The 12906-nt window shown below is 42.7% G+C and carries 9 protein-coding genes and 4 pseudogenes; 10 read left to right on the forward strand and 3 right to left on the reverse strand.

Going from position 1 to position 12906, the window contains the following annotated elements; genetic code table 11:
• Positions 1 to 110: 110 nt before the first annotated feature.
• The 6 genes and pseudogenes from L4C34_RS04640 to L4C34_RS04665 form a co-directional block, all read left to right on the forward strand.
• Positions 111 to 233: a hypothetical protein gene (locus L4C34_RS04640; protein WP_428788185.1), complete on the forward strand. Its 123-nt coding sequence runs from the start codon at positions 111 to 113 to the stop codon at positions 231 to 233.
• A gap of 447 nt (positions 234 to 680) precedes the next feature.
• Entirely contained in the window at positions 681 to 1997 is a 1317-nt protein-coding gene (locus L4C34_RS04645; protein WP_428788186.1) for an EAL domain-containing protein, read from the forward strand.
• Positions 1998 to 2344: 347 nt separating this feature from the next.
• Positions 2345 to 4801, forward strand: a complete 2457-nt coding sequence (locus L4C34_RS04650) for an EAL domain-containing protein (protein WP_428788187.1) — start codon at positions 2345 to 2347, stop codon at positions 4799 to 4801.
• Positions 4802 to 4852: 51 nt separating this feature from the next.
• Positions 4853 to 5533, forward strand: a complete 681-nt coding sequence (locus tag L4C34_RS04655) for a hypothetical protein (RefSeq protein ID WP_428788188.1) — start codon at positions 4853 to 4855, stop codon at positions 5531 to 5533.
• A gap of 431 nt (positions 5534 to 5964) precedes the next feature.
• The gene (locus L4C34_RS04660) at positions 5965 to 6918 is read left to right on the forward strand and encodes a hypothetical protein (protein ID WP_428788189.1); all 954 of its coding nucleotides are present in this window, start codon (positions 5965 to 5967) and stop codon (positions 6916 to 6918) included.
• Positions 6919 to 6995: 77 nt separating this feature from the next.
• Positions 6996 to 7136, forward strand: a pseudogene (locus L4C34_RS04665) (IS1-like element transposase); the annotation flags it as partial.
• A gap of 68 nt (positions 7137 to 7204) precedes the next feature.
• On the opposite strand, the pseudogene L4C34_RS04670 reads toward L4C34_RS04665, so the two are convergent.
• A pseudogene (locus L4C34_RS04670) lies at positions 7205 to 7723 on the reverse strand (IS5 family transposase); the annotation flags it as partial.
• A 72-nt stretch (positions 7724 to 7795) separates the two neighbouring features.
• Between L4C34_RS04670 and L4C34_RS04675 the strand changes: the two are divergent.
• A protein-coding gene (locus L4C34_RS04675; RefSeq protein WP_428788190.1) for an IS3 family transposase occupies positions 7796 to 8865 on the forward strand; the annotation gives its coding sequence in 2 pieces (ribosomal slippage) (positions 7796 to 8048 and positions 8048 to 8865; 1071 coding nt in all).
• 48 nt (positions 8866 to 8913) lie between these two features.
• On the opposite strand, the pseudogene L4C34_RS04680 reads toward L4C34_RS04675, so the two are convergent.
• Positions 8914 to 9306, reverse strand: a pseudogene (locus tag L4C34_RS04680) (transposase); the annotation flags it as partial.
• A gap of 80 nt (positions 9307 to 9386) precedes the next feature.
• Between L4C34_RS04680 and L4C34_RS04685 the strand changes: the two are divergent.
• From L4C34_RS04685 to L4C34_RS04695, 3 genes and pseudogenes are all read left to right on the forward strand, one after another.
• A pseudogene (locus L4C34_RS04685) lies at positions 9387 to 9490 on the forward strand (IS1 family transposase); the annotation flags it as partial.
• A gap of 521 nt (positions 9491 to 10011) precedes the next feature.
• Positions 10012 to 11280 carry a hypothetical protein gene (locus L4C34_RS04690; RefSeq protein ID WP_428788191.1) on the forward strand — a complete coding sequence of 423 codons (1269 nt, stop codon included), beginning with the start codon at positions 10012 to 10014 and terminating at the stop codon, positions 11278 to 11280.
• A gap of 362 nt (positions 11281 to 11642) precedes the next feature.
• Positions 11643 to 11843: a DUF4250 domain-containing protein gene (locus L4C34_RS04695; protein WP_428788192.1), complete on the forward strand. Its 201-nt coding sequence runs from the start codon at positions 11643 to 11645 to the stop codon at positions 11841 to 11843.
• Between the two features lie 30 nt (positions 11844 to 11873).
• Here L4C34_RS04695 and L4C34_RS04700 read toward each other — a convergent pair whose 3' ends face one another.
• Entirely contained in the window at positions 11874 to 12785 is a 912-nt protein-coding gene (locus L4C34_RS04700) for a LysR substrate-binding domain-containing protein (protein ID WP_428788193.1), read from the reverse strand.
• Positions 12786 to 12906: the final 121 nt, after the last annotated feature.

Consider the following 12906-nt stretch of genomic DNA (forward strand, 5'->3'; position numbering starts at 1 on the left):
ATACACGAATTGTGTATATTTTCGGTGGTTGAGGGATATGAACTCGGTTTCCTTGGTTTAATGAATCCGCCTCCTATCCCTTTTGTCTTCAGTTCGATTTAGGAGTCAATATGGATAGATTATTTGATGTTATTCGGGAATTGTCAGGCGTGCTTGAGGCAATGAGTATTTTCCTCCCATGTCTGCATCGCTGCCAAAGTAACTTATTCATCAAGAGTATTCGCCAATGGTAGACAACAATTTAGTCCTGAACGCGTCCGCTGAGATCGTGATGAGAGAAAATGGTTTTGCCAAATCTTTGTTAAGTGCTTCATTCGCACAAATGATCCATGGCCATTTCTATTGGCAGTTGTCCGATATCTTGACGTTAGTGTGCTCAACAATAGTTATTGTTAATTTCATTCTAGCCCGCCTAGAGAAAAGGCGAATTCGTCGGAAGATTCGGGATCAAATAATCAACAGGAAAAAGTGTGAGTGACGCAATCAAAGCGGGCGATTATCGACGAGCAAAACAAACGCGGCTTAAATCAGTTTCTGAACATCGAGAAGGAAGGGAAACGATCTATTCCGCTGCTCCATCATCTATCTAAATCTCACGCTCGTTTAATACAGAATACGATGAAGAAGGTGTTGTTGGGGAGCTGTGCCCGAAAAGAGCGGTCTCACATGCTGTGCAAGCTATGTTGGAAAATCATTCAGGTGGAAATAGTACGATTAGTTTCTACCATAAAACGATTCATGACGAAATAGAGCGTCGAAAACGGCTGGAAGGCGTTCTACGCCATTCTATTGACCATGATGAAATTGACGTTCACTACCAACCGATTGTAGATACAAAAAACTGGAAAATAGTAAAAGTGGAAGCTTTATGCCGATTTAAGAGCAATGGTGAAACTTTTAGCACGCAAGAAATGATTAACTTGTCAGAAGAGCTGGGAGTAGTAAGCCAAGTCGATAGCACCGTCAGTCGGATGGCAATGCAAGCCATTGACACAATCAAAGCTGAATTGGGCTTAGAGGTCGGAATTACTATAAATCGCTCACTAAATACTGACTTCAGTGCAATTAAGGTTTTGCAGGACGCACAAAAGCAAATCACAGACTATGTAGACAACCCAAAGGACGTGACGATTGAACTTACGGAAAATGCATACTTTGATAATGAAGTTGCCCATTCAAGAATATTGGCGGCGCTGCGAAAATCTGGTGTCAAAATAGCAATTGATGATTTTGGGACTGGTTATGCGTCGATGAACTATTTTACCAATTGTCAATTTGACTTGCTGAAAATTGATCGCCAGTTTGTCCAAGATATTAGCGAAGGGACGGTAAAGTATACGGTCGTGAAAATGCTGGTGGAGCTCGCTCATCATTTAGGTATTCAGGTGATTGCAGAAGGTGCAGAGTCACCAGAAGAAGTATTGGTACTGCGTTCATTAGATGTAGATTTTATTCAAGGTTATTTTTTCTCAAAACCAGTGCCTCTTTCAGATCTCGCTAACATGCAGAAAGAGCAATCTAAGCGAGTATACGCACTGAGTGTACGAGCTAATGTATCCAGTGAAAGCTCTAGTCAAAAGGACTTATACTCACTTCGTTCAGAGTCATCCTATCGACTCGACCCCAGTGAACCACTTTCGCTTGCCCATCAATACCTGAATATAGAGCCTCAAGCGACTATTCCCGTTTTAGACGGTGCTAAGTGTGTTGGTGTAGTGACGAAAACTCTAATAAATTTGCACTTAACGGTGAGCATGGGCACTGACCTAGAGACGATGAAAGAAGCGGCGTTGTGGTATAAACCAATGAACCAAATCATGTCGCCAAGCTTCGCTACGGTGCCATCTTCCACTCCGATTGATTCAATAGCAGAGTTAGTCACAGAGGGCAATCTTCCTCCATGGGTATTGCTTGATGATGAAAACTTTCAAGGTGTTATCGAATCAGAGTCGCTATTTAGATGGTTCACTGAACAACGCGATGCGCAGGTTGGGTAGGTGTTCTGACGATTTTGTCCTACTGTTAAGGGAGTGGAATAAAGAGTCGGTAGAAGGGGCAGTAAGCCAGCAATAACTGGCCAATAGGAGGGCCGATATTCATCAGTGATGCAAGTGTAACCCTGATGTTTGAGTGCGTTCCAATAACATATATGCAGACTATCCACTCTAAGATAGCCAGATAGATGGTTTCTCGCTGATTGAAGTGACTTCACTTGATAAGAAAGCCTCATGCCGGTCCTTAATTCTTTAGCTTTGAGTTGAGCAATCTCGAAGCGTACCTGTAATTAGCGTACCTGTAACAAGGTGACAGGGCCGACAAATATGCGACGGTGATATGGCAAGTTATGGATGATAAAATTGTCAGGGTGCGACAGGCCAATGGAGTGGCATTGCAATGGCTCTGGAATAAAAAGCGCAGAGAAATAGATGTAGACAAAACCCAATTTACCAAGGCGTTTAATACGGCTCTGCCTAAAAGTGAAGAAAATGTTATCCTATCGGCACTCAGTTTAGAGGCTCAGATAGAGCTTAACGAATGCCTTGACGCCTGTTCTGAAAGAGGGGCGCCCGCTACTTATTGTTGTGCTTTATTACTCGATAACCAAAGGGTGTGTTATGTCGAGTTTGTGATGCGGCAGCACCGCGACGGGGAGAGTGTCTGTGGGTTGATGTACCCACTGTTTTTTCTTCCAACCGCTGGACATGATATCGGTACTTTGTTCCATCAAGTGTTTGATAATCAACATCACGGAATCATCATTACCGACAGTGAACACCATATCCTCCTCTCCAATAATTATTTCTCCGAGCACACGGGCTATCCGAAAAAATATCTGATGGGTAAGCCAGCCAGCGTGCTCAATTCTGGCAAGCATAGCCCAGAGTTTTATCGTGCTATATGGGAACGAGTGACCAGCGAAGGCTATTGGTCTGGGGTTATTTTGATTCGCAAAGCGGGTGGTCAAATCGTGCCACAGGAACTGACTGTGCAACGTTTGTCTGTGCGAGATAGGATCTATTACTTATCTCTATATGTCGATTTATCTAACCATTTATATCGAGTTAAAGATGTGGAAAGAGGTGGCGTTGAGCTGTTGACCCAATTACCAACGGAAGATCAATTTACGCGCCAACTGGGCAATCGTTGGATGGATTCAAAAGATGAACCAATCACACTGGTTGTCGCGTTTTGTCCTGAATTTCCGGCTGAGAATGAATTTGATTTAAAAGCCAAACTGTCGGAAGACATTGCCAACAATCGTATCGCGAAACTGGCAGGGTATCTGGGTCACAACCATTTTGCTGTTTGTATTGAGTGCCCCAAAACGGTGGTCAGCGAGCAAACTCGTACTATTCACCAAGCGATACGACGTTTTTTTGCTGTATTAAATCGTCAAGGAGGTAAGTTAACCCATCAGGCGATATTGGCTGGAAAAGTAGGGGTTTCGGTATTAGGGCATGATGCGCATAAGCCTAAACTTCTTGTTCCTCATGCCGTTCAAGCAATGCTTGAACAATCTCCAGACTCACAAGGCATGATCACCTTTTATCATGGAACGATTCACAAAGAAATTTTGCGACGTAAAGAACTCGAAGACTTAACCGTAAAATATATTAAGAATCAGCTTATTGAAGTTTTCTATCAACCGATCGTCGACACCAAAAGTTGGGACGTGGCCAAGTTTGAAGCCTTATGCCGTTTTAAAGCCCCTAATGGTCGATACCTGAATACCCAAGAAATGGTCTCAATTGCCGAAGATCTTGATTTAGTGGCAGAACTCGATTGGTGCGTTGGTAAACGTTCGATTCAAGATTTGGAAAAAATTCACCAGCGATTTGGGTCAAAACTTGGAATGACGATTAACCGTTCTCTCAATACCAAATTGGGGGTTGATAAGGTATTGAAGCTCGCGGAAGACATGATTATTAAATACGCTAAGCGGCCTGACCTCATCACACTTGAGCTGACAGAAAGTGCGTATTTTGACAGTGAATCGAGCCAAGCAGCGCTTATAAAGAAAATTCGCCAACATAACGTTAGTGTGGCCATTGACGATTTTGGTACTGGCTATTCTTCGTTCACCTATTTAAGTGACTGTAATTTTGATGTTCTTAAGATAGACCGAGAGTTTGTCACTGGTATTAAAACGGGTACTCATAAATTTTATATCGTGAAATCGATTACAGATTTATCGCATACGCTTGATGTAAAGGTGGTCGCTGAAGGGGTGGAGACAAGGCAGGAACTGGAAGTGTTGTGCGGAATTGGTGTCGACTTTATTCAAGGTTATTTTTTCTCCAAGCCCTTACCACTGTCGGAGCTTGAAAAGGCCTGGAGTTATCAAGATCAGTTGGATGATTTTTTAAGCCGAAAATCTAGCCAACTCAGCATTGGGGTGCTAAATGTGTGTCACAGCCATATTCCGAGTTTGGCGCCTGATAATACCGTAAAAGAAGCAAAAGAATATTTTGACTCGAGATCTTTTAATTTAAGTGTGATTCCAATTTTGCATGACGGGCGCTGTGTGGGAATAATAGACAGAGAGATATTGAATTTGTATCTTTCACCGACATCAGGCTCTAAGTTAGAAACAACTAAAGAAGCCTCAATTTGGAGGAAAAGGCTGAATATAGTTATGCGCACTGACATGTACCGTCTGACCTATGATACTAAGTTGTCTGAAATATCAGATTTGATTAGCAGTGGTATCAATACACCGTGGGTGGTCGAAGATGGGGTTGGCAGTTACATGGGCTTGGTGACAGAACACGATTTGCTGGCTTACTTCGCTAACCGCTAGTGCTATGATAGCGAGCTTCATATTTACTTAACTCAAATTATCTAAACGTTCATGTTTGACCAAATAATTTCTCTCATTCCTGCTATGTGGCTAGGTTGCTTGGCTGTTCTTGTTCTTATTTTGTGTAAAGGGGACATCTGTCCGGGTCAAAGAGGCCGCATCTACAAGACGTTCCCGATACTTGGCATTTTTGCTTTACTCGCAGCTTGGCATTCACTATCTATGATCGTGAGCGCTGTCTCGATAGGCTATTTCTTTAGTCGGGTAAAAACAGGTAAGACTCGGCAGCAAGGGCCTAAGTGGGCACTGAATGTTGCTGTCGTCGCTGCGCTGATTACCGTCGCGTTAGACGTAGTTTCTCTGCCTAACGTGACGAGTGCGGTGGGCTATCTGCTTTGTGTACCTTTGCTTGGTGCCGCTTTGGTCCATGTTTTTCTACTGATTGCACGCTCAAGGCTGCAAGCTTTCCATCGGGTATTACCCTTTACTGGAACTGTGTGTGCGTTAGGCTTAGTTTCACTTTTGATGGCGTGTGTCTATGTTTGGCCTCAAATATTGTTGTCTAGCCACGCTGAACAAGCAGTTATCTCTTTCCTATTACTGATCGCAAGTGTTGGCGTGTGGTGTGGGCATATATTTGTCAATAAGGCACCACAAAAATGGCAACTACAGCTGTCTTTGCTGATGCTTATTGCTTCGATCGGTTCAACGTTTTCTCTTCTTCAGCTTTAATTCGATCCAGTGTCCACTTTTTAGATGCACCGATACATCGACCTTTCGACTTACCGATATGTCGAAGTATCAAAGCGTTGTCAGAGTACAAAAAGTTTGTTCATAAATTGCGCTATTTTGAGCGTTTGGCATCAACATTGATGTTAAAGTTTGATCATTTTGGAGAAGTTTTCGGCTTAATTCTGGACGACAACTTACTGCAGACGATAAGAGTGGTGTCTAGTTAGCTCTTGTTTACTAGTGGATACAATTCTCAATCTCTATTGAACATTCCCTAAGTTCTTCCCAACATGGTATGTAACTAGAAACGCACAACGACTTCGACTTCCGATAGTTCATCGATTAGGTGGAACTATTCCTTGAATTCATCATGAAACCTGATGTATAACTTCTATCACAACTGCTAAGTCAATAGAAGATAAGGAAATCCTTTGAAAGCGCTCTCTCTCATTGTATGTTCGATACTGGCTACATCTGGCTGCGCAAACTCAATGCACGATTCTCTCTGGATTAAGTCAAAATATGCCGAAGACTACCAGCTGAATAGTAGCTGTTATTCAGAAGCGACTCGCTTTTTCTATGCGACGACGTGGAATAAGCCCAGTAGAAATCGTAACAACCTCGATGAGTTCCATGATGACATCCCGTCATCGCCAGTTGCTTCAGTTGGGCAAGTATCTTCGGTCATTGGCGCGGTTACAGGCAGCCTATCTCTACTCACAGCCGCTTCGTCTATCGTGAGTTTGGAAGGCTCAAAAACGCAATACTCTCAATTTATGGGCAGAACTGTTCTTTTTACTATCAAGACATTCGATAAAGACAAAGACTGGCAATCCCAGAGTGATGGTCTTAATCAACTCAGTCTCAAAACGGTTAGTAGTGCTTTGGGAAGCAATGCGGTCATCGCCAAGAATATCACCGAGTACTATACTCTTAAGCAATGGTACATTCATGACTCCTCGAATCCTCATTGCAGAGGAACTAAGCCTGATGACATGAGCAACCTTTGTTATTCTTACATGGCGAATACTCCGCTTATAGATTGGGACAACGACGGTTACATTCCGTGGCTTCCTAAAGGGGATGTTATTACTTCAGCAGTGGGCCTCGCTCCGGGGTTTCCGATTGAGAAAATCAAACCACTCAAAAACAAAGGTGTCGAGCAATACTTGTACGTGCCGCCACTACGGCTAAGCACAGTGCTAGCCTTATTCCTAAAAAAGAACCTTAGTGATACGACTAAGTGGTACAAACTCAATCGATTGTCGATCAACCCTTATATAAAGCGTCTAAGTGATGGTGAAATCATTTACTTTAATCCGTCAATTACTGCGAAACAAAAAGACAAACACTCTCTTTATAAAACGTTTCACTTGTCCCCATAGCATTAATATAAAAAGTTAAAGGCTAATTTAACAAAGGAACATGCAATTATAGTGGCGTTGATGTAATGGACGCCATTCAGAGATACCGCTGTTTGGAATGTAAACGAAGCTTTCTTCTTGATTACGCTTATGAAGCCTGTAAGCCGGGAATTAAGGAAAAGATTGTCGATATGGCCATGGATAGATCAGGACTTCGAGACGCAGAGCGAGTGCTGAAAGTGGGCTACCACACGGCGTTGTTGAACAAATCAGGTTGAAGGCAGATCTTACCTATGCTTAGCTTCCGTTAGTGTCTAACAGGCATACCTAGTCCTATGACTTTGTTCATGGCTTTGACATTAGCGAGTGCCTCACCGACTTGAGCGTTGTAATGCCTTAAGCTCAATTGACCGCTAGTGAGTCCTTTGTATCGAGACATGGTCGTCTCAGACAGGGAGCGGTCATGGTAACCAGAGTCGATTTTCCATTGGGTTAACGTGTCATTTTTTAACGCTTTAACCGCTTCGTTTCTTGGGTGCCCATCATCCCAAAAGGCCGCATTTTTACGTGGGGGTATTAATGGCGTTATCCCTTTTTGTTGCAACACGTTATGGCACTCCTTTGTGTCGTACGCTCCGTCACCCGATACCGCTTGCACCTTTCTTCGAAGAGGGTTGAGGAGTGTGGGGAACACTTCACTGTCTCCGACATTAACGAGGCTGACTTCAGCGCTGATGACTTCATGGGTATCCACATCAACAGCGAGGTGTAATTTACGCCAAGTTCTCCGCTTTTCATTGCCATGCTTTTTAACTTTCCACTCCCCCGGTAATCCCCCCGAAAAATAACCGCATGAAAAAGTAGAATTTTCTCGTATGATTAATGCAGGAGGTTCACGATGAAAACATCACGATATACAGACAGTCAGGTCTTATCAATTCTAAAACAAGCGGAAGCTGGAGTTCCCGTCCCTGAACTTTGTCGCGAGCACGGTATGAGCTCTGCCACATTTTACAAATGGCGAACGAAATACGGCGGAATGGACGCGTCGTTAATGACTCGGATGAAGGAGTTGGAAGAAGAAAACCGACGACTCAAAAAAATGTACGCGGAAGAGCGCCTAAAAGCCGAAGTCATCCAAGACGCCATGACAAAAAAGTGGTGAAGCCCTGTGAGCGCCGAATCGTCGCTCAGCATTCAGTGGCCACTCATGAAATTAGTATTAGACAAGCGTGCCGGTGGTTTAGAGTCAGTGAAACCTGCTATCGATATCAACCGCAGCGGCAACCTGAAAATGAACAGATCGCCCGTTTAATGCTAGACCTCACAAAGCAAGAATCCGATTGGGGTTTCGGGCTTTGTTTTGATTACCTGCGCAATGTGCAGAGGCATCCATGGAACCACAAACGCGTCTACCGCATTTATTGCGAACTGTCTTTAAATCTGCGCATTCGGCCAAGAAGACGGTTGCATCGTCAGGTACCGGAACCCTTGAAAGATCCTCTCAAATCGAATCAGGTATGGTCGATTGATTTCATGCACGACCAGCTTTCAGACGGCAGAAAGTATCGTTTGTTGAATATCATTGATGATTTTAAACGTGAAGGTCTCGCGATTGAAGCCGACTTTTCATTACCGACACAAAGAGTCATTCGAACATTAGATAATTTGATTGAACAACGTAAGAGGCCGATGGCCATTCGTTGTGACAACGGGCCGGAATTTATCAGTGGTGATTTTATTCAGTGGGCTAAAGATAACTCGATCCGCATCGATTACATTCAACCCGGAAACCCTCAACAAAATGCTTACGTCGAGCGATTTAATCGGACGGTGCGTTTTAGCTGGGTCAGTAAATACTTGTTTGACTCTCTCGATGAAGTACAGGATATGGCCACTAAGTGGCTTTGGTTCTACAATCATGAAAAGCCTCACAAAGCCAATAATGGGAGGCCTCCTTTACACTAAACAACAAACGTTCTACTCGACGGTGCAGTTATTAAAGGGAGGATTACCCCCCTCCCCAAACACCTTAAGGCCTGTAGAATCAATCGCGATATGACGAATACTGCCACGAGATTTATTGCGGTACTGAACCTGGACTGTCTTGGAGCGCTTGCTAATGCAAGTGTAATCAGGAGAAGTGAGCGGCACATCCATCAGCTTAAAGATCGAATCGATGAAGCCTTGAAGAGCACGAAGCGGGAGAGAGAAGATACCTTTTATCATTAGGGCGGTTTCAATCGCCGCGTCGGTGTATTGAAACCCTCGACCTCGCTTGCCGTGATGGGTCATACATTTCCAGGCTTTCACCGCTGAATCGTCAATCCAAAAAGTAACCCCGCCACGCTGACAGAGTACTTGGTTGTATGCTCTCCAGTTCGTGATTTTAGCTTTCGACTTACCCATTTTTGTATCCCAATAATCATTCTCAAAAGATCAGATCGTAAGGATGGAAAAAGGTTCAATCGATTTGGGCAACAACGCCCTACCACACCGTTTTGCGCACTTTAAAAAACACCAACCAAGGCAAGTAACCACGATCCCATTCGACGTCGAAAATATTGAACTGATGTGTGAAGTCGATGAGCAATGCCTTTTGTGGGGAATAAATAGAATCAATTGGCGTCATGACCCATTTTTATTCATAACTCATTGATTATCCGTTAACTATTTCCTGTTTGTCCAACAAAACGAGCAAGCTCGAAAGATAAGTTGCCTACTTTTATCAAACTTTCAGGTCTCAATTAAGAAATAATCTGTATAAAACAACAGTATTATGATTTTTAAGGGGAGATGACCATGGCCAGCTTACATAGCTGGTTCACTTTGGGAAAAAAACATTTATCGCTAGGCCAATTATGCCGAATACAACCAAAGTCAATGTGATAGGGGACGTATTGATATTCGGGTGTCAAACGAAATTATAGATAATTGGCATTACGAACATCGCTCTCAATTACCCTTAACATAAGAGCTTTATTTCTCTCCATTTATCAATAGTTAAACAAAATATCAATCACAAAAAAAATACTTTACATGTGGCACAATTTCAGCGCCTGTTATCAGAGTGATTGAGGCAGCAGTTGGACTGACAATAATAAAAGGATATTCATGAAAGCTAAAGTTTTAGGTAGCGCTATAGCCATGCTTGTTATAGCTGGGTGCTCAAGTAACAAGATATCTCAAACAAAAAAAACAGACGCACCAAAAATACCTCTATACGCATTACTAAAAAACACCTCTAATGGCTATCAATTTGCGCAGTTTTCAAATGACTACGTAAGAGGGAAACCATGGGTGCGGCTATCCGATGGCAATCCAATGTGGGATACAAGGAAAGAGGACTGTACTATTGGACTCACCCCGGTTGAAAGCGAAAGATGTTCAAAAATGGATGATACCCTTTTTATGTACAAAGGTTCGGATTTTACAGCAGAAAAAACTGCTCAATATGCAGTACTGTCGGTCATATCTATTGGAATTATGTCAATTGCTCCTCCCGGCTCTGTTGAATTTGATAAAGGCAAGTACAACAAAGCACTAGAAGAAGCGAACACCACCTTCAAAGACAAATACCCCAATTATCGAGCCTATTTGGAACGATTTGACTTTGTCAGAACAAAAATGGAAACGAAAGTTAAAGAGATTGGCAGTGCCTACTATAACCACCAATCCAAACCAGTAAAACTAACAATTGTCGATAAATCTGGACTTTACAAAAATAATACCGTTAATACTAAAACCTTCGAAAGGGGAGTGAAGTTATCTAAGGCCAACTTCACTCGCTGGGAACACTTCAGTGATGATAATTTGTATAAACTCGTCGACAGCATAAACTCTTACGAAAAGCTCAGATTGGATCAAATACGATTAGCTGCTGAGAACTATCTGTTAAGCTGTAACCCTAAATACTTGCGTAATATACACTTTAAGTATCAATGTGCTCCTTCTGTTGGTATCAATAACAAATCAGTATCGGCTAAAGTAATCATATCCTCAGTAGACTATAACGATGTTATCCCTAGCTCACTAAAGGCTTCTGATAAGCACTTAAGAGTCTGGTTGGAAGGCCGAAAGGTTTACGTAGAAAACAAAACTAGCAAGTATATTGTTGTAAGCTCTATTGCTTTTTATTATCAATCCAAAATCGCATCTTTATCCAATTTAGACATAAATTTACCACCGCATGGTTTGGTTCAAGAAAAAACATTGAGTGACTTTCCGGTTGACTGGGCTCTAGTCAGCTTTAAAAATATGACAAAATATAAAGTAAAACGTACTAAGGTTCATTATGGTTGGGCCATAAAATATAGCTCGGAAGGTGGTTCAAATAAAACGCTCTACAAAGACAGGGATATTAAACTAGAGAATCTTATATAAATATAGCAAAGCTATGCGCATTATCATGGCCTATTTAACATGGCTAGCAGACTTTTGAGAAATGCCTTTTTCTGAGACTGCTCAGAGAATCATAGGCGAAAAATGTCTATTGAAGCCTGAGCAGTCCCAAATGGATAGTTCGTGTTTAGCTAATCACGCCCTCAAAGCCAAAAAGTGATCAAACTATTTTGTATTCCGACAAGCATCGAAGCGTTGATATATAGAAACGCAGGTTAAAGCCATTGGCGTTTAGAGGGATCGCATTAGCCTCTCCTGGCTGGGTCGATATTACTACTTTTTCAGGCAATCTTGTATATGCTTAACATAGGTGAAATGCATAGACTTCGGTAAGGAGTGGTCGTATGGATTTAAGTAATGTAAATAGCTTGGATAGCGCTATTTTATTAGGAATAGTGAACGAAAAGCTTCGCCTGGAATGTGATAGTTTATCTGAGTTGATTGTGACTTACGAAATGGATGAACATAACGTGACAGGGAAACTTGATGGCTTAGGTTATCACTATGACGCGACCACCAACCAGTTTAAGGCTGGTAAACGTTAAGCCGATAGCTTGCGCTGGTATGAAAACATCTTACACCATCTTGATCCCGTCAAGGTGGTGTTTACATTGCTGTCTAGCGGTAGAGAAAAAAGCCTGTAGATAGCGCTTATTGTGCTCGCCATGCCGAGTTGCCGCAAATAGCCTTCGCCAAAGAGCTTGTCCTAGTGGCCGGCTGGCAATCAATCCCTGTTTTGTAAATTCACTAATGGCCCAGTTCGGGAGCGCGGTGACGCCAAGCCCAGCTGATACCATCTGCACTAACATAAGCGTGTTATCTGCTTGCTTCCACTTTTTCGGTTCCACGCCCGCAGGTTGTAGGAAGTGTTTGACCACATCAAGTCGATGCTTTTGAACTGGATAAGTCAGCATAGTTTGATCGGTGAGATCGTGAGGTTCGATAAACTCTTTACTTGCTAGGCTATGGGTTGTCGCAGTGACTAAACGCATTTCAAAATCGAATAGAGCTTCATAGTGGATATCGTCACGAGGTTGAATGTCCGAGGTGATAACCACATCGAGCTCTCCGGCAACTAAGGCAGGGAGAGGTTCAAAGCCAAACCCTGAAGAAAAATCCAGTGATACACTAGGCCAGCCCACCTGATACTCTTTTATTGCGGGCATCAACCAATGAAAACAGGAATGGCATTCGATCGCCATATGCAGTTGACCACTTTGCTCCTGGTTCAGTTCCGCGATCGTGTGCTCTGCATGAGTGATCTTTGGCAAAATTTCATCGGCGAGAGCAAGCAATACCTCTCCTTCAGCGGTGAATTTTACTGGGCGAGTTTTTCTGAAAAACAGGGATTTCCCGAGCCTAGCTTCTAAGTCTTTGATCTGATGTGATAGAGCCGATTGAGTGAGATGTAATGTGGTTGCTGTTGCCGTTAACGACCCTGTATTTCTCAAGCAGCTTAAAGTGCGCAGGTGCTTTAGCTCTATCATGACTTCCTCTCATTCCATCCATTCTCCTGTATACGGTTAAGCTACCTTGAAATAGTAGAGCTGTAAACATCTAGACGTCTAAAGTGACTCAATAAATACTTTAATTATGAATTTTTTTCAT

This window comes from Vibrio profundum (genome assembly GCF_050337555.1).
Taxonomy (GTDB): Bacteria; Pseudomonadota; Gammaproteobacteria; order Enterobacterales; family Vibrionaceae; genus Vibrio; species Vibrio profundum.

Coding starts and splice junctions, on each gene's coding strand:
- L4C34_RS04640 (WP_428788185.1), top strand. CDS start 111: ATGGATAGATTATTTGATGTTATTCGGGAATTGTCAGGCGTGCTTGAG.
- L4C34_RS04645 (WP_428788186.1), top strand. CDS start 681: ATGTTGGAAAATCATTCAGGTGGAAATAGTACGATTAGTTTCTACCAT.
- L4C34_RS04650 (WP_428788187.1), top strand. CDS start 2,345: ATGGATGATAAAATTGTCAGGGTGCGACAGGCCAATGGAGTGGCATTG.
- L4C34_RS04655 (WP_428788188.1), top strand. CDS start 4,853: ATGTTTGACCAAATAATTTCTCTCATTCCTGCTATGTGGCTAGGTTGC.
- L4C34_RS04690 (WP_428788191.1), top strand. CDS start 10,012: ATGAAAGCTAAAGTTTTAGGTAGCGCTATAGCCATGCTTGTTATAGCT.
- L4C34_RS04695 (WP_428788192.1), top strand. CDS start 11,643: ATGGATTTAAGTAATGTAAATAGCTTGGATAGCGCTATTTTATTAGGA.
- L4C34_RS04700 (WP_428788193.1), bottom strand. CDS start 12,785: ATGATAGAGCTAAAGCACCTGCGCACTTTAAGCTGCTTGAGAAATACA.